Source organism: Aeromicrobium sp. PFPM2_SD2 (assembly GCF_057364525.1).
This window is the reverse complement of sequence record NZ_JBNFNZ010000021.1, coordinates 1-14683: the sequence shown is the minus strand read 5'-3', so window position 1 is coordinate 14683 and position 14683 is coordinate 1. Positions and strand designations below refer to the sequence as shown.

Annotated in this window: 23 protein-coding genes and 2 pseudogenes; 14 read left to right on the top strand and 11 right to left on the bottom strand. The window is 71.4% G+C overall.

Annotation, left to right across the window (positions count from 1 at the left end):
* Nucleotides 1-298 precede the first annotated feature (298 nt).
* From AC2W7G_RS02725 to AC2W7G_RS02710, 4 genes are read right to left on the bottom strand one after another with little or no spacing between them, the layout of a single operon-like run.
* Nucleotides 299-658 (bottom strand): antibiotic biosynthesis monooxygenase family protein, encoded by a 360-nt coding sequence (locus AC2W7G_RS02725; protein WP_485867086.1) that lies wholly within the window; start codon nucleotides 656-658, stop codon nucleotides 299-301.
* The gene (locus AC2W7G_RS02720) at nucleotides 655-1062 is read right to left on the bottom strand and encodes a hypothetical protein (protein ID WP_485867085.1); all 408 of its coding nucleotides are present in this window, start codon (nucleotides 1060-1062) and stop codon (nucleotides 655-657) included. Before AC2W7G_RS02720 ends, AC2W7G_RS02725 begins: the two co-directional genes overlap by 4 nt.
* A gap of 26 nt (nucleotides 1063-1088) precedes the next feature.
* A complete protein-coding gene (locus AC2W7G_RS02715) occupies nucleotides 1089-1484 on the bottom strand; it encodes a hypothetical protein (protein ID WP_485867084.1) in 396 nt (131 codons plus the stop codon).
* Nucleotides 1478-1915: a hypothetical protein gene (locus AC2W7G_RS02710; protein ID WP_485867083.1), complete on the bottom strand. Its 438-nt coding sequence runs from the start codon at nucleotides 1913-1915 to the stop codon at nucleotides 1478-1480. Before AC2W7G_RS02710 ends, AC2W7G_RS02715 begins: the two co-directional genes overlap by 7 nt.
* Nucleotides 1916-1969: 54 nt before the next feature.
* Between AC2W7G_RS02710 and AC2W7G_RS02705 the strand changes: the two genes are divergently transcribed.
* A complete protein-coding gene (locus AC2W7G_RS02705; protein WP_485867082.1) occupies nucleotides 1970-2512 on the top strand; it encodes a GNAT family N-acetyltransferase in 543 nt (180 codons plus the stop codon).
* An 11-nt stretch (nucleotides 2513-2523) separates the two neighbouring features.
* Nucleotides 2524-3612, top strand: a complete 1089-nt coding sequence (gene ychF / locus AC2W7G_RS02700) for a redox-regulated ATPase YchF (RefSeq protein WP_485867081.1) — start codon at nucleotides 2524-2526, stop codon at nucleotides 3610-3612.
* Between the two features lie 35 nt (nucleotides 3613-3647).
* Here ychF and AC2W7G_RS02695 read toward each other — a convergent pair whose 3' ends face one another.
* The gene (locus tag AC2W7G_RS02695) at nucleotides 3648-3950 is read right to left on the bottom strand and encodes a hypothetical protein (protein ID WP_485867087.1); all 303 of its coding nucleotides are present in this window, start codon (nucleotides 3948-3950) and stop codon (nucleotides 3648-3650) included.
* A 26-nt stretch (nucleotides 3951-3976) separates the two neighbouring features.
* Here AC2W7G_RS02695 and AC2W7G_RS02690 point away from each other — a divergent pair.
* The 9 genes and pseudogenes from AC2W7G_RS02690 to AC2W7G_RS02650 form a co-directional block, all read left to right on the top strand.
* Nucleotides 3977-4471: pseudogene (locus tag AC2W7G_RS02690) on the top strand (Tle-like phospholipase domain-containing protein); the annotation flags it as partial.
* A complete protein-coding gene (locus tag AC2W7G_RS02685; protein ID WP_485867080.1) occupies nucleotides 4468-4968 on the top strand; it encodes a hypothetical protein in 501 nt (166 codons plus the stop codon). The pseudogene AC2W7G_RS02690 and the gene AC2W7G_RS02685, both read left to right, overlap by 4 nt.
* Nucleotides 4961-5467, top strand: coding sequence for a hypothetical protein (locus tag AC2W7G_RS02680; protein ID WP_485867079.1), 507 nt, complete (start codon nucleotides 4961-4963; stop codon nucleotides 5465-5467). The genes AC2W7G_RS02685 and AC2W7G_RS02680 overlap by 8 nt, the downstream gene beginning before the upstream one ends.
* 158 nt (nucleotides 5468-5625) lie before the next feature.
* Nucleotides 5626-6021 (top strand): hypothetical protein, encoded by a 396-nt coding sequence (locus AC2W7G_RS02675; protein ID WP_485867078.1) that lies wholly within the window; start codon nucleotides 5626-5628, stop codon nucleotides 6019-6021.
* Between the two features lie 85 nt (nucleotides 6022-6106).
* On the top strand, nucleotides 6107-6523 hold the full coding sequence (locus AC2W7G_RS02670) for a hypothetical protein (RefSeq protein ID WP_485867077.1): 417 nt from the start codon (nucleotides 6107-6109) through the stop codon (nucleotides 6521-6523).
* 170 nt (nucleotides 6524-6693) lie between these two features.
* Entirely contained in the window at nucleotides 6694-7089 is a 396-nt protein-coding gene (locus AC2W7G_RS02665; RefSeq protein WP_485867076.1) for a hypothetical protein, read from the top strand.
* A 44-nt stretch (nucleotides 7090-7133) separates the two neighbouring features.
* Nucleotides 7134-7703 carry a hypothetical protein gene (locus AC2W7G_RS02660; protein ID WP_485867075.1) on the top strand — a complete coding sequence of 190 codons (570 nt, stop codon included), beginning with the start codon at nucleotides 7134-7136 and terminating at the stop codon, nucleotides 7701-7703.
* A gap of 93 nt (nucleotides 7704-7796) precedes the next feature.
* Complete coding sequence (locus tag AC2W7G_RS02655) at nucleotides 7797-8624, top strand: formate/nitrite transporter family protein (RefSeq protein WP_485867074.1); 828 nt, start codon at nucleotides 7797-7799, stop codon at nucleotides 8622-8624.
* Between the two features lie 68 nt (nucleotides 8625-8692).
* On the top strand, nucleotides 8693-9106 hold the full coding sequence (locus AC2W7G_RS02650) for a hypothetical protein (RefSeq protein ID WP_485867073.1): 414 nt from the start codon (nucleotides 8693-8695) through the stop codon (nucleotides 9104-9106).
* Between the two features lie 31 nt (nucleotides 9107-9137).
* On the opposite strand, the gene AC2W7G_RS02645 is transcribed toward AC2W7G_RS02650, so the two are convergent.
* The 3 genes from AC2W7G_RS02645 to AC2W7G_RS02635 all read right to left on the bottom strand — a co-directional run bounded on the left by AC2W7G_RS02645 (nucleotide 9138) and on the right by AC2W7G_RS02635 (nucleotide 10834).
* On the bottom strand, nucleotides 9138-9986 hold the full coding sequence (locus AC2W7G_RS02645) for a hypothetical protein (protein ID WP_485867072.1): 849 nt from the start codon (nucleotides 9984-9986) through the stop codon (nucleotides 9138-9140).
* A gap of 141 nt (nucleotides 9987-10127) precedes the next feature.
* Nucleotides 10128-10529 (bottom strand): NAD(+)--rifampin ADP-ribosyltransferase, encoded by a 402-nt coding sequence (gene arr / locus AC2W7G_RS02640; RefSeq protein WP_485867071.1) that lies wholly within the window; start codon nucleotides 10527-10529, stop codon nucleotides 10128-10130.
* Nucleotides 10526-10834, bottom strand: coding sequence for a DUF2277 domain-containing protein (locus tag AC2W7G_RS02635; RefSeq protein WP_485867070.1), 309 nt, complete (start codon nucleotides 10832-10834; stop codon nucleotides 10526-10528). The genes arr and AC2W7G_RS02635 overlap by 4 nt, the downstream gene beginning before the upstream one ends.
* A gap of 144 nt (nucleotides 10835-10978) precedes the next feature.
* On the opposite strand from AC2W7G_RS02635, the gene AC2W7G_RS02630 reads away from it, so the two are divergent.
* The 3 genes from AC2W7G_RS02630 to AC2W7G_RS02620 all read left to right on the top strand — a co-directional run bounded on the left by AC2W7G_RS02630 (nucleotide 10979) and on the right by AC2W7G_RS02620 (nucleotide 13008).
* Nucleotides 10979-11404 (top strand): universal stress protein, encoded by a 426-nt coding sequence (locus AC2W7G_RS02630; RefSeq protein ID WP_485867069.1) that lies wholly within the window; start codon nucleotides 10979-10981, stop codon nucleotides 11402-11404.
* Between the two features lie 486 nt (nucleotides 11405-11890).
* Complete coding sequence (locus AC2W7G_RS02625) at nucleotides 11891-12568, top strand: tocopherol cyclase family protein (RefSeq protein ID WP_485867068.1); 678 nt, start codon at nucleotides 11891-11893, stop codon at nucleotides 12566-12568.
* Between the two features lie 26 nt (nucleotides 12569-12594).
* A complete protein-coding gene (locus AC2W7G_RS02620; protein ID WP_485867067.1) occupies nucleotides 12595-13008 on the top strand; it encodes a VOC family protein in 414 nt (137 codons plus the stop codon).
* A gap of 24 nt (nucleotides 13009-13032) precedes the next feature.
* Here the strand turns inward: AC2W7G_RS02620 and AC2W7G_RS02615 are convergent, their stop codons facing one another.
* The 3 genes and pseudogenes from AC2W7G_RS02615 to AC2W7G_RS02605 form a co-directional block, all read right to left on the bottom strand.
* Complete coding sequence (locus tag AC2W7G_RS02615) at nucleotides 13033-13590, bottom strand: hypothetical protein (RefSeq protein WP_485867066.1); 558 nt, start codon at nucleotides 13588-13590, stop codon at nucleotides 13033-13035.
* 90 nt (nucleotides 13591-13680) lie between these two features.
* Nucleotides 13681-14472, bottom strand: coding sequence for an SRPBCC family protein (locus tag AC2W7G_RS02610; protein ID WP_485867065.1), 792 nt, complete (start codon nucleotides 14470-14472; stop codon nucleotides 13681-13683).
* Nucleotides 14469-14683 (bottom strand): annotated as a pseudogene (locus tag AC2W7G_RS02605) (ArsR family transcriptional regulator); the annotation flags it as partial. The pseudogene AC2W7G_RS02605 and the gene AC2W7G_RS02610, both read right to left, overlap by 4 nt.

Below are 14683 nucleotides of genomic sequence, written 5' to 3'. Positions count from 1 at the left end.
CTCGGGCGGCCCGGGGGTGGCGACGACGGCGGGGACGGGACGGGGCCTGACGGCGTCCGATCGCCAGGCCCAGGCCGATGCCGGCAGCGAGCGCGAGGACGGCGGTCAGCAGGAGGGGGAAGGCATCCATGGCGTCAGGATGCCCGCCCCCACCGACAGAACCCCGGACGTGGAGCTCACCCGAGCCGCGCGCTGCCGAGATGTGTGAAGAAGCCGACCGCGTTCGACGCGGACGTGGTGCATTTCCTCACGAATCTCGGGGGAGCCGGGCCTGGGTGAGGCGCTGCATGAAGGTGGGTCAGGGGCGGCGGTCGATGGCCGTCTCGTACGACCAGAGCTCGGCGCCGGTGCCGACCGGCTTGCGGCGGTGTCCCTCGCCGTTCTCGTCGGTGCCGCCGCCGTGCGCACCCGCGTCCGCGCCGCCGTGGCCGTGGCTGCGGCCGAACGACTCCGACGCCGTCCACGCCTGGAACGACTCCTCGTCGGCCCAGCGCGTGATGACCAGCCAGACGTTGCGGTCGTCGGTCGGCTTGAGCAGCTCGAAGCCCTCGAAGCCCGGCGTGCCGTCCATGGCCCCGCCGCGGGCGGCGAAGCGGTGGGCGAGCTCGTCGCCGGAGTCGGCGGGCACGGTGATCGCGTTGATCTTGATGACGCTCATGGCCCGAGGCTACCGGCGGGCCCAGGGGACAGGAGCCTGTGCGCCAGGGCGAGGAGAGCGACGCCGGCCACGGTCATGATCGTGGCCGCGACCCACGGGCCGGACGGGTCGGGCCGGCTGCCGTCGAGACCACGCTGCGTCGTCCACCACAGCGCCCAGGACGGAGCGAGCACGAGCAGCGTCCCGACCGCGGCGAGCAGGCATCCGAGGTCGCCGCGGTGGGCGGATGCGTCACGGGGACGCATCGCCCCGGCGAACAGCCCCACGACCACGGTGGGCACGAGACACGCGAGCCCGACCAGGACGTGCCGGTACCAGGGCACGTCGTCCGCGAAGGCCAGCACGAAGACCGTGGTCAGGACGCCGACGGGAACCACGACGACCGCCGTCGCGGCCGCGATCACGACGAGCGTCGGCCCAGGACGCACCGTCAGTCGTCCTCGAGGAGGTTGCGACCGGCGCAGTAGGACAGGACGGCGAGCCCGCCGAGCAGGGCGACGCCGAGGACGTGACCGGGCAGGTCAGCGACGCCGCCGGTGAGCAGCGCCACGACCGGACCGACGACGAGCGGGGGAGCGGCGGCCACCAGCACGCCGGCCACGACGGCGCGCACGAGCGGCACCTTCAGCACCACACGGGACAGGACGCCGGCGACCAGCCCGGCGCCCAGGGCGACGAGCGCGAGCGGCCCGGCCGGCCCTCCGCCGTCCGCGGCGTCGCTCATGAAGAACGTCGAGACGAACAACCACGGTGCGACCGCGACCAGCACCGCACTGCTGAGCGCGAGCGTCAGGACGATCACCGACGACGCGCGGGACGTCACCACCAGGGGATCCGCTCGTCGCGGAGCAGGCGGGAGGCGCCCCACAGGCACGCGCCGCCGGCCAGGAGGGATGCGAGCGACAGCGTGGCGTTCTGCAGCGTGGTGTCCTGGAGGGGGTCGTCCCAGCGGTCGAACGGCATGATCGAGAAGACCCAGGTCGGCCCGGCCAGGAGCGGCGGTGCCAGGCCCGCGAGCAGGCCGCCGGGGACCGCCCGCGCCTCCGGGACGTCCGCTCGCAGGCCGATGACCGTCCCGCACGCCAGGCCGACGAGGAGCGCCGCGGCCAGGACGGGACCGACGAACTGCAGGTGGTCGCCGACGGACGGCGACTCGTTGAGCATGTACGCGGGCACGAACGCGACCGGTGTGACCACCACCAGGACGAGGACGGACACGACGGCCGTCGTCACCACCCGGTTCCCCTCAGCAGTCATGGCCGCATCGTGGCAGCCGCGGACGCAGGCGCGCAGGCGTTTACGCTCGACGGCGTGATCATCGAGACCGAACGGCTCGTCCTGCGCCCCTACACCGAGGCGGACGCGGAGCGCGTGCTCGACATCCACTCGCGGCTCGAGGTGATCCGCTGGCTGGACGACCCGCCGTGGACGCCGATGGCCGACCTGGACGAGGCCCGGGCCTGGATCGCCAACTGGCACCAGGTCCACGAGAAGGACGAGCGCGACGTCGGCCTGGCCATCGAGGTGCGCGAGACCGGCCTCGTGGCCGGGACGATCATGTGCGTCCCGCTGCCGAAGGCCCAGCACGGCGAGAAGCAGATCGGCTGGCACCTGCACCCCGACAGCGTCGGCCACGGGTACGTCACCGAGGCGGCGTCCGCGCTGCTCGACCACGTCCTGCCGCTGGTCGGCAACCTGTGGTGCGACATGTTCGCCGACAACGCCCCGTCGGCCGCCGTCGCGCGCCGGCTCGGGCTGCGCGAGCTCGGCGTGCGTCCGGACCCCTGGTACGGCGGCGAGTCGCTGATGTTCCACGTCACCCGCGACGAGTGGCAGGCGGGCCGCGACGCGTAGGCTTGCCTCCCGTGGCACTCACCATCGGCATCGTCGGACTCCCGAACGCAGGCAAGTCGACGCTCTTCAACGCCCTGACCAAGAACGACGTCCTCGCGGCGAACTACCCGTTCGCGACGATCGAGCCGAACGTCGGCGTGGTCGGCGTCCCCGACTCGCGGCTCGACAAGCTGGCCGAGATCTTCGGGTCGGAGAAGATCCTGCCCGCGACGGTGCAGTTCGTGGACATCGCCGGCATCGTCCGCGGCGCGTCCGAGGGCGAGGGCATGGGCAACGCGTTCCTCAGCCACATCCGCGAGTCCGACGCCATCTGCCAGGTCACGCGCGTCTTCCGTGACGAGGACGTCACGCACGTCGACGGCAAGGTCGACCCGGGCAGCGACATCGAGACGATCTCGACCGAGCTGATCCTCGCCGACCTGCAGACCGTCGAGAAGGCGCTGCCGCGGCTGGAGAAGGACGCGCGCCGCGACAAGTCGCTGGCCGCCCAGCTCGCCGAGGTGCAGAAGGCCAAGGAGGTGCTCGAGGCGGGCACCGGCGTCTTCCAGGCCGGCCTGGACCTGGAGCTGCTGCGCGACCTGCACCTGCTGACCGGCAAGAAGCTGCTGTACGTCTTCAACTGCGACCTCGACGAGCTCGCCGACGAGGACCTCAAGGCCAGGATGCGCGAGATCGTCGCGCCGGCCGAGGCGATCTTCCTGGACGCCAAGAGCGAGGCCGAGCTGGCCGAGCTCGGCGACGACGAGGAGTCCCGGGAGCTGCGCGCCCAGATGCTCGACGAGATGGGCATCACCGAGCCCGGCCTGGACGCCCTCGCGCGCGTCGGCTTCGACACGCTCGGCCTGCAGACGTACCTGACGGCGGGCCCGAAGGAGGCGCGCGCCTGGACGATCAAGAAGGGCGCGACCGCGCCCGAGGCCGCCGGCGTCATCCACACCGACTTCCAGCGCGGCTTCATCAAGGCCGAGATCGTCTCGTACGACGACCTGGTCGAGGCCGGGAACATGAACGCCGCCAAGGCCGCCGGCAAGGTGCGCATGGAGGGCAAGGACTACGTGATGGCCGACGGCGACGTCGTGGAGTTCCGCTTCAACGTGTGAGGCCTGTCGCCGTCGGGCGGTGAGCCAGTAACCTGTCAACCGGCCGGTGCCGTTGCCACTTCACCGGAGGGTGCCAGCACCCGTGCCGGACGTCCGTCCACATGCGATCCGCGAGCCGCGCGCCCGGCCTCCTGGTCTGCTACCTTCGCGCCGTAGACCTGCACGTCGACGCCGACGCAGTCCGCGCCTTGGGTCGGGGGACCAGGCACCTTGCCGACGTCGTCGCCGCCGAGACGCGGGGAGCCGAGGCTGCCCTCACGCAGGCGTCCGCGGCCACCGGCCAGGACGACCTGGTCGCCGCGATCGAGCAGCTGCAGCAGACCCTCACGACGGCGCACGCCAGGGTCGCGCGGCAGGGACAGACACTGTGGTGGTGGCGTACCGCGGAACGAACCCGGAGTCGCTGGAGGACTGGCAGACTGACGCGTTCAACGCCGCGGAGCTGCCGACGCGCCAAGCACGCCGCGCGATCGAGGTGGCGCACGAGGTGGCTCGCGACCCGCGGTTCAAGGGCCAGGACGTCGACTACACGGGCCATTCCTTGGGCGGATCTCTCGCCAGCATCGCCAGCATTGCGACGGGGCGGCCGGCGAGGGTGTTCAACGCTGCCAGCATCGGAGCAGGCAACTACGCCCAGGCCTTGAAGGCTGGCGGCCTTGGCAGGAGCGAGGAGCAGATCGTCAACTACCACACCAGCCCCGACATCCTGACCGCCCTGCAGGACGGCCTGGGCACCCGACGCGCTGCTGGCGCACAGGTCACTGTCGACTCGACGACCGAGGACCCCGTGGCGGCCCACGGATTGGAGTCCTTTGACTGGTCACAGTTCGAGTTTCTCGACCAGAAGGTGCGCCGATGATGTCCCGAACCGAGCATCCGGATGTCGCGTTAGCTCTTCCCGGCGAATGGGTCCGGGTCGACCTTGATGACCCGAGGCACGTCTGCGAGCTGGCGAACCTTGTCGAAGACCTCGAGGACGACGCGACCTCATGGGTGGCGCGGGCGAGAGCTCTCGGCGGCGTCGTGCTGATGGTCCGCGTTCGGGCGACGCTTTCCGTAGTCGTGCTGATCGCGTGGCCGCCCGACGATCAGAGCGAAGACGCCTCAATGTACGGCCTGCGCGACCGAGCACGCCGCGACGCGGAGGTCGTCGACCACGCAGTCGGTTATCCGTGTGCGAGGGTCCGGTCCGAGCCGGACGGAACGGACGTCTTGACGTACACCGTCGTCCATCCAAGGTCCGGTCGAATGCTGCTCGTTCGGGTCACGGCCTTCAACGGCCGCTTCGACGATTCCGATGTGGAGGACTATGACTTCGTGGTCAGCGGCCTGTGGTGGGACGAGGACGATGAGTAGGCGTCTCGTGGGAGTTTTGATCGCGCTGTCGGCGTTGGCCGGGGCTTGCGCGGCGGCACCGGACAAGGCCGGCGATGAGTGCGCCGAGCCCGACGAGGCGGTGGTGAAGCAGATCATGGCTGGGGCGCGCGAGAACTTCCGGCCCGTCGTGGACGGACAGCAGGGAGTGTTCGTCGAACGTCTCGAGCTCAAGGACGCGGCGGTGGGGACGTTGCCCCCGGCTGACCGCAGGTTCGGGGCAGAACAGCTCGCCGTCCTCCTGGTCTCCGTGAGGTTCGGGGACGAGGAGGCTTCGGGGGATACCCGCGGGACGACCGAACCGCTTGCGTTCCTGCTGGACGACGACGGAAAGCTGATCGGCCCGGCCGGTGAGTACACGGCGGCCCACTTCGACCTTGACGTTCCGCAGGACCGCGAGTTCCTGGCGTGGGGAGGCGAGCTCGAGACCTCGTCCCTCGGGGACGAGGTGTTCCGGTGCGTGAACCCGAACCGACGGTGACCGACGAGGAGCACGAGGTGCACGCAGCCGCACCAGGTGGACGACGTCGTGTCGGGATCGCGATGTCCTGCCTGCTGGCCGCGGTGCTGGCGGGGTGCGGGAGCGGCGGTGGCTCTGGCGAGCCGAGCGTCGGGGAGTGCACAGACGCGGACGAGGCGGTGGTGGAGCAGATCATGGACAGCGCCCGCGAGAACTTCCATCCCGTCACGCCCCGCGGACGCAGCCAGGTCCGCATCGCCGACATCGAGCTCGTCGAGGCCGGAGCAGCTCGGTTGCCCGCCGAGAAGCGCCGGTTCGGGGCGGACCAGGCCGTCGTCCTTCTCGTGTGGACCGCCTTCGGTGGCCAGGGCTCGTCCGGTGACATCCAGCGCGCGAAGGGACGAGTCCTGTTCGCCCTGGACGAGGACGGGAAGCTGCTCGGTCCGGTGGACTCGTTCAGCGCGTCGGCGTTCGACCTCCCGGTTCCGCGTGACCCCGGCTGGCTCGCGTGGGGCGACCGCTTGCGGGAGTCCCACTCGGCAGGGGTCATCCTCGGCTGCGTCGGTGAGGCCTGAGGTGGGCGGGCGAGGACTGCGGCTGGCTTGCGGCGCGATGGTGCTGTTGGGATGCGGCGCTTGCGCGGACGATGGGCCGGGGTGCGTGGAGCCGGACGAGTCTGTGCTCGAGCAGGTCATGGCCGGTGCGCGGACGAACTTCCGGCCGGAGTTCCCCGACGGCGCCACGGCAGCTCAGATCGATCACGTAGAGCTGGTCGGAAGCGTCGTGGGTCGCCTTCCGAAGGCGGACCGGAAGTTCGGAGCCGACCGGCTGGTGCTGCTGTCGGTCGACGCGGTGTTCGGCGGGGCAGACGCGTCCGACGGCATCGGAAGGGTGGCGGTCGACGTCTCGCTGGCCCTGGACGCTGACGGTGACGTGCTCGGCCCTGTCGGCACGTACTCGGCGTCCTTCTTCGACTTTCCTGCGCCCGAGGACGCGGGTTGGATCGAGTGGGGGCAGAAGGCCGAGGGGTCCGACTACTACTACGAGCTCTACGACTGCGTCGATCCGACCGCATGACGAGGCGGGTCAGAGGTGACGGTGGACGTGAAGGGACGAGGCCGATGCGTGGATGGCCGTTCGGGACGGCAGGGTCCTTGCTGCTGGTGTGCGCGACGATGGCCGCATGCGGCGGTGGCGGCACCACTGGACAACCGAGCGTCGGGGAGTGCACAGACGCGGACGTGGCGGTGGTCGAGCAGGTCATGGCTGGTGCACGCGAGAACTTTCGGCCGGTCTCGCCCGACGGTGAAGAGGGCGCGTTCATCTCGCGCATCGAGCTGATCGGAGCCCAGGAGGCGACGCTGCCGGCCGATGACCGTCGGTTCGGCGCCGAGCGGTTGATGGCCGTGAACGTCTCGACCGTCATGGGCGGCGAGGACGCTTCCGGCGACTTCGACACGATCGAGGGTCCTGTCGTGTTCGCCCTGGACTCCGAAGGACGACTGCTGGGCCCGGTCGGTACGTACACTGCGTCGATGTTCGACCTGGAAGCGCCCCAGGATCCGGGCTGGTGGGACTGGGGCGAGAAGGTCGAGGTCTCGCCCTTCGCCGGAGAGCTCTACGACTGCGTCGATCCGCGGTGACGGTGCGTCGAGGGGACGCGGCGAGGGGCCGCCTCGCGGGTGCCATGGCGTCCTTCCTGCTGGTCACGGCGCTGGCAGGCTGCGGCGGCGACGACCCCGAGCTGCCGGTGGCGACCGCCCGCACCGACCTGCCGAGAGTCACGTACGCCCTTCCCGGTGAGTGGATGAGGGCAGATCTGACCGACGAACGGCAGGTCGACAAGGCCAAGGACGAGCTGGAGGCGCGTACCGACGACGCGGCGTCCTGGCTGACCGAGGCGATCGAGCGGGGCGGGACGCTGCTCGACGTCCGCCTCCGGAGCGAGCCGTCCACGGTCCTGCTGTTCGGGTGGCCGCCGGACGAGGAGCGTGGTGATCCGTCGCTCGAGGGACTGCGCCGTCGCGTCGCGGGGAACGCGGAGGAGATCGAGCACGCCGCCGGGTACGCGGCCGTCCGTGTTCGCTCGAAGGCCGAGGACGGTGGCGAGGTGCTGACCTACTACGTCGTGCACCCGGACTCCGGCCGGATGCTGACGGTCCGGGCCACCGCCTTCGGCGCTCCGTTCGACCAGATCGACCTGGAGACCTTCGACCTGGTGGCCAGCCGCCTGTGGTGGGAGGAGCCCGCCGCGTAGGGGCGCGACGGTGCCGCGTCCCCGGGCAAGAGCCGGTCGGCGGACGTAGCGTGACGCCATGAGCTCCACCGCGCCCGGACACCGGACCCGCTCGTGAGCCGGCCGAGCGGCGGGTCCGGCGACGTCGTCGCGCCGAAGGGCGCCCGCGAGGAGCCCGAGCTGGAGGAGGCCTACGAGCGTCTGGTCGACGAGGGGCACGAGCGGCTCGACCGGCCGTTGCTCGCCCTGGTCTCGACCGGCCTGCTGGGTGGCGTCGACGTCGGGGTCGGCGTGCTCGCGTACCTCGTGGTCGACGCCGAGACCGGCGACCACCTGCTGGCGTCCCTCGCGTTCACCGTCGGCTTCGTGGCGCTGCTGCTGGCCAAGAGCGAGCTGTTCACGGAGAACTTCCTGCTGCCGGTGACGGCGGTCGTGGCCAAGGTCGGGACGTTCGCGCAGCTGATGCGACTGTGGGTCGTCTCGCTGGCGGCAAACCTGGTCGGCGGCTTCGCGATGGCCGGGATGATCGTCGTTGCCCTGCCCGACGTGCGGACCGCGGCGGTCGAGGCCGGCTCCCACTACGCGCACCTGGGGGTGTCGTGGCGGTCGTTCTTCCTGGCCGTGCTCGCCGGCGCGGTGATCACGCTCCTGACCCGGATGCAGCACGGCACGGAGAGCATGGGGGTGCGTCTGGTGCCGGCGATCATGATGTCGTTCGTCCTCGTCGGGGCCCAGCTCTTCCACTCGGTGCTCGACTCGATCCTCATGTTCGCGGGCCTGCTGACCGGCGACGCCGACTACGACTACCTCGACTGGCTGGGCGCGCTCGGCTGGTCCGTCTTCGGAAACCTCGTCGGCGGGATCGTCCTGGTCACCGGCATCCGGCTGCTGCGGATCCCGCACCGGGTCGCTGAGAGCCGCGAAGAGGGCCAGACCGGCTGAGCCGACGACGCCCCGCACACAGTCCGCAACGCGGTCCGGGACGGCGTCCAGGCGCCTAGCGTGGTCACGTGCAGGACTTTCTGCTGGTCGCGGGTCTGGTGCTCTTCCTGCTCGGTCTGCTGACCGGGCTGGCCGTCCCGGTGCTGAAGAACCCGCGGATGGGCGTGGTCAGCCACCTCCAGGGCATGACGAACGGACCGTTCCTCGTCCTGGCCGGCCTGCTGTGGCCGCGACTCGCGCTGTCGCGTCTGTGGGACGTGGTCGCGGTCGTGCTGCTCGTCTACGGCACCTACGCCAACTGGCTCGCCACCCAGCTCGGTGCCCTCTGGGGCGCGGGGAGCCGGTTCGCCCCGCACGCGACGGGTGATCACCGGGCGACGACGGGGCAGGAACGGGTCGTGGACGCGCTGCTGGTCACCCTGGCGCCGGCGATCATCCTCGCCACGGGGATCCTGATCGCCGGGTTGCTCGTCCGTCGATGACCTCGGGCCGTGCTTGCCGCGGACCCCCGTCTCAGGGCGCGTGCTCGGCTCGCCGACGCGCGAAGTGCTGCTCGAGCGCCCGGAGCGTCTCTTGGTCCAGCGCACCGTCGGGGTCGGCAGCGATGTCGCGCTGGACGTGCTCGCGGGCGGCGGCGTAGACCTCCGGTCCGACGGCGAAGGGCAGGTTGCGGACGTACCAGCGCCGGAAGACGCGTGCGCCGAGCTGCTGGAGGGCCTGGGCGACGATCCCCGGCCGACCGCGGCGGACCCAGAACCCGACCGCTCGTCCGAGGACCGACGCGATCACCAGGGTCAGGACGATGACGAGGACCGTGCTCACGATCTCGTCACTGGCGAGGTTGTCGGACGCGGACGAGAAGCCGCTGTAGTAGACCGGTACCAGCACGCCGGCCTGCTCCGCGAGCGGGCCGAGCTGCTCGGCCGTGTCGGCGAGATCGCGTAACGAGTCCAGGTCGGGCCGCCCGCTCCAGGCGTCCTCGACGTGCCCGGCCGCCTCGCGCAGGTCCAGGTCGGTCACCGCGTCCCGCGCCTGCCCGACCGAGTCGAGCGTGCTCTCGACGTCCCGCAGCGTCGCCGCCCCCTCGTCGGCCGCCTGCTGGAGCTCGGCCTGCGACGGCGTCTCGCGGTCCAGGTAGTCGATGGCGCCTTGGATCTCCTCGCGGTGGTCGAGCACGTACTTCACGTCGTGGTACTTCTCCGCGAGCGAGGGCACGGCGGCGACGGCCGCGTGGGCCTTGCCGACCGTGGTCTCCGCGTCGCTGATCAGGACGCTCACCACCGCGGCCGCGCCGTAGGCCTTGATCCCGAGCTCCAGGAGCGAGCCGCTCAGGAGCCGCCCGACCTCCAGCCTGCGTCGCAACGTCGGGAGATCGGTCCGGGTCGTCACAGCTGTCCTCCCGTCGAGCGGCAGCGCGACGCGGCGCTGCGGTCGCAAGGTTCCGACGAGGATGTCAGGAATCCCGAGGGCCGCACGTTCGGTGGCCGGGCTGTGGTCGTCGGGCTAGTTGATGATCTCGGCGCGGTTCTCGAGCAGGACGGCGAGCCGGTCCGCCCAGTCCGCGAGCGCCTCCGGGGTCAGCCGCGTCCAGTCGGTGACCTCCTCGATCACGACCAGGGGCTCACTCGTCCGGTACGACCGCGTCGGGTTGCCGGGGAACTTCTTGTCCGTGACGTTCGGGTCGTCCTCGTACGGGCCGGTGGGCTCGACGACGTACACGTGCGGTTCCGCGTCGTCCGGTCCGAGCATGGCGGCGATCTCGGCGGCGAGGCCGGCCCCGTCGAGCAGCGCGGTGAAGTAGACGTGGTTCATGACCAGCTCGGGCCGGTAGTTGGACGGACGTCCAGCGGTCAGGCGGTCACCCGGCCGGAGCTCCGCCCGGGTGCCGTGGAAGAACCGGGTCACGCGACGCCCGTCGTCCCGGCCGTGCGGAGGCGGACCTCGCGCTCCATCCGCTTCTCGTGCCGCGCGCGTCCCTTGATCGCCTCGAGCTCGCGACTCTTCGGTGGCGCGTTCGTCACCAGGCCGTCGAGCATCCGGCGGGTCGCGGCCGCGATCTCGTCGATCGCCCGCTCGAACGCCTCGGTGTTCGCCCGGGACGGCTTCGTCGAGCCGCTGACCTTCCGGACGAACTGCAGCGCGGCCTCGCGCACCTCGTCATCGGTCGTCGGCGGCTCGAAGTTGTGGAGCACGCGGATGTTCCTGCACATGCTCCGACGGTAGTCCCGGATGGCCGCAACCGGACAGGGTCGACCGCGATTCCGTCCGGCTCGGGCGGGTAGGACGAACGCGTCGTACCTGTCGGTCGCACGGCCGTGTCGCTAGCCTTCACGGACCGTCATGAGGAGGAACCCATGCTCAAGAACATCGTCGTCGGTGTGGACGACAGCGACAGCGCGCTGAGGGCCGCCCAGCGGGCCGCCGAGCTCGCCGCCACCACCGGGGCCGTGCTGCACGTCGTCTCCGCCGTGGACGACCGGCGGACGATCCCGGAGTCCGTCGACGTGCCCGAGGGCGTGGGGACGACGCCGGGCGAGCAGGCCGAGGCGATCGCCGCCCGGGTCGCCGGTTCGCTCAGCGACATCACCACCCAGGTGCACGCGTCGCCACGCCAGGGCCGTCCCGGCGAGGCGTTGGTCAGCGTGGCCAACGAGGTGGGCGCCGACCTGATCGTCGTCGGCAACCGCCGGGTCCAGGGCATCGGACGCCTGCTCGGCAGCGTGGCGACGGACGTCGCCCACCACGCGCCCTGCGACGTCTACATCGTCAAGACCGTCTGAGGTCGGCCGAGCCGCGTTCACGCATCTTCATGCGTCGTGGCTGCCCGGGCGACCCGGACGCATGAAGCTGCGTCCTCGCCGGCGCACCCTGGTGCTGCGACAGTTCGGTATGACGTCCCTGCTCGTCGACGCGCTCTCGTCGGTGCGCCGCGCCTACCGGTCCAGCGGCGCCGACCGTCCCTTCGGCGACCCGCTGCCCGCGCACGGCGTCGCGATGGAGGGCTACTTCTGGCGCTTCACCCATCCCACGGACGGGCGCGTCGTGACCGCCCTCAACGGCGTCAACCGAGCGGCGGACGGCACCTGGTCGACGCTCGGGGTCGCGGCGCACCCGGACGGGGCGCTGCGCACGCTCGTCCACCCGGCCGGTGGGCGGCGCCGGACGCGCTCGGGATCCGCTCCGGCGACGCCTTCCACGGCAGCCCCGACCGTCTGCACGTCGACCTCGGCCCGGACGCCCGCATCGACGTCGAGGTCCGCGACGCCGTGCCGTGGCCGCGGCGCAGCGTGGGCGGGTCGAGCGTCTTCCAGTCCGTGCCCGGGCTCAACCAGTACTGGCACCCGTGGCTGCTCGGCGGCGCCGCGCACGGACGCGCCACCGTCGGCGACGAGACCTGGGACCTGGACGGCTGGTCGGTCTACGCCGAGAAGAACTGGGGCAAGGGCGGCTTCCCGGACGCGTGGTGGTGGGGCCAGGCGCAGGGCTTCACCGACCCGTCGGTGTGCGTCGCCTTCGCCGGTGGCCAGGTGACCGCCGGCCCGCTGCGAACGACCGTCACCGCCCTGGTGGTGCGCCTGCCCGGCGGACGCCTGGTGCGCCTCGGCGACCCGGTCGTCTCGCCGGTGCACGCGGAGGTGGCCGACGAGCGCTGGGTCATCCGCGGACGCAGCGCGCAGTGGCGCATCGACGTGGAGGGCACCGGCGACCTGGCTCGGGCACACGTCCTGCCGGTCCCGCAGCCCGCCGAACGACGCAACATCGCCGGCGCGATCGAGCACCTGAGGGCGTCCATGCGCGTGACGGTGCGGCGACATGGTCGCCTAGTCTGGAAGGGGACGTCGGACGTCGCCGCGCTCGAGCACGGCGGCATCGAGCGCGCCCGCGCCGAGATCGCCCGCCGCGGTCACGGCCCGGACGCCGTCGAGGCGCCTCCGCTCCGATAGCCCGACCCAACAGGAAGAGGACTCGCATGCAGGTGACACAGGTCGGCATGGCCTACGCGGTCGGCGACCCCACGGCGGCCGGGCGGTGGTTCGAGCAGCAGCTGGGGTTCGGCGTCCTCGTCGACCTCGGCTGGTACGTCAGCACGCAGCACCCCGACCATCCCCAGCTCCGCGTCGACTTCGTCCGGTCCGACCAGGAGACGTGGCCCGAGCCGGTGTCCGGCGTCGCGGGCGCGATGCTCGCGCTCGTCGTCGACGACGTGGACGGTCACCACGAGCGCCTCGCGAGTGCCGACGTCCGGGTGCTCAAGCCGCTGGTCACCGAGCCGTGGGGGCAGCGACGCGTGCAGGTCGCAGGCCCGGGCGGCCTGGTGATCGAGCTCGTGCAGCCGGTCGACCCGGACCCCGCGTGGATGGCGGCGCAGGGCCTCGGCGGCTGAGCGACGCGCCCGACCGTAGGCGTCCTACTCCTCGAACTCGGCCTGCTCGGCAGCGGCCTGCTCCGCCGTGATGCCCGTGACCTCCAGGCGGACGTCGATGGTGTCTCGTCCGCGCTGCCAGCCCTGGCTGAAGTCGATCCTGTGGTCGCGCAGCACAGTGCGTCCGAGGGCGGTCGGAGTCACGCCGACCACGAGCTCGTCGCCGGGTTCGACATCGAGTCGCATGGTTGCGCCTTCAGCGGGCTTCAGCGTGGTGCAGTCGCGGGCCATGTCGTCGTCGCCGCTGCCGTAGCCGACTCCCTCGAGCGGAGGCTTCACCGCTTCCGGATCGAGCTGGCAGATCGCGTAGTCGACGCGGACGCGACCGTTGTCCTCCCCCATGTCCGGGCGGACTCCGCGGATCGTGATGCTGCTGGGCTCGTCCACGGGACCCACGTCCAACGAGTTCCACACTCGCTCGCCGATGGCCGCGTTCATGCCGATGGTGATCCCACCCTCGAACGTCTTGGACGGGTGTCGCCACCACCAGGCGATGCCCACCGCTGCCGCCAGGACCGCCAAGGCGGTCACCGCGATGAGCACTCGATGCCGCAGGTTCGTTCGCACGAGCGGATCGTCCCATCCACGCAGCCGCGCCGGGCGAGATTGGTGGGCTCTCCTGCCGGCTCGTCCTCAGGCCTCGTTCCGCAGATCGTCCAGCCACTGCTGCCAGGCGGGCTCCTCGCGCTTGACGTAGTCGGCGGCGTCCGGCGAGAACAGGTACGCGCGGACGCCCACGAGCGCCTCGTCGTCGTCCATCGCGTAGGTGAACAGGCTCAGCATCCCGGGGACCGGGTCGGTCAGGCGGACGAGCGTCTGCTCGTCGCCGATCCGCTCGACGACACCGGCCGAGCCGCGGACGTCCACGGCGTCACCCACGTCCGTCAGGCCGAGCCGCTCGTGGACGGTCGCCCACAACGTCTTCGGGTCGCCGGCGTGGGTCGAGCTGACCTCGAGCCGCGTCGCCTCCTGGCCCGGGAAGTGCGACAGGTACAGGCGCAGGTTCTCGAACCACGGCCGCCAGTTCAGGTCCATGTGCTCCCACCACTCGGACTCCCAGTCGGCGCCGGTGCCGTAGCCGCTGGTGGTCACGCGGACGACGCACGTGCCGCCGGACTGCGCCTCGACGAGGAACTCCGACGTCATCGGGCTGAGCTCGTCAGGCTCCTTGCCCATGAGCGCGGCCCAGTCCTCCTCGTAGATGAAGCGGTGGGGCGGCTCCCAGGCGGTCACCTCGCCGTCCGAGCCCATCTCCGCGCCCATGGAGAAGTGCAGCGAGCCGCCTTCGTGCTCCTCCAGCTCGGTGGGCAGGAACCAGGCACTCATGCCCTTGGCGGTGGCGATGGCGTCCCAGACCTGCTCGGGCGTGCCAGGCACCTCGACCGTGAACTGCAGGCGGTACGGGACGTTCGGGGTGGTGCTCATCTCTTCTCCTCGGGTAGGGGGTGGGAGGCGAGGACGAGCCGGTGCGGACGTCCGTCGTCGTGGTGGTACTTCGCGGTCAGGTCGAGCACCGCGGCGGTGAGCTCGTCGGCGAAGGCGGCGCGGTCCTCGGCGGACCGGAAGCCGATCCGGGTGTCGATGGTCAGGGTCGGCAGCCGCGTGCCGGACCGCCCCGGCGCGCCGCGCGAGGGCG